The sequence below is a fragment of the Psychroflexus lacisalsi genome, from assembly GCF_020164495.1.
Classification (GTDB): Bacteria; Bacteroidota; Bacteroidia; order Flavobacteriales; family Flavobacteriaceae; genus Psychroflexus; species Psychroflexus lacisalsi.
The window spans coordinates 1-285 of record NZ_JAIQYZ010000035.1 but is presented as its reverse complement, the minus strand read 5'-3'; the positions used below and the strand labels follow the sequence as shown (position 1 = coordinate 285).

General features: G+C 35.8%; 1 protein-coding gene. It reads left to right on the top strand.

What is annotated here, in order from left to right:
- On the top strand, positions 1 to 285 hold a 285-nt coding region (locus LB449_RS13860), incomplete at both ends, for a DUF6495 family protein (protein WP_224455701.1).

Here is a 285-nt window from a genome sequence, read left to right as displayed (position 1 = left end):
TGCACAAAGAATTCATAAATTTTTTGGCAAGTCAATCCATTACAAATGAAGAGTGGGAAGATATTAAAACCAATAAGCCAAAAGTGGCCGAAGATGAGCTCGACGTCTTTAGCGATTTGGTATGGGAAGGTGTTCTTAACAACGTAAATTACCTAGAACATTTTTCACCACAGCAGTTATTTCTTTTTGAATTTACAGATCAACATATTAATCTGATTGGAATCAAAATTGAAAACGAAGCGGTGGACATCAACACCAAAGAAGGTTTCCAATGGCTGAGAGATA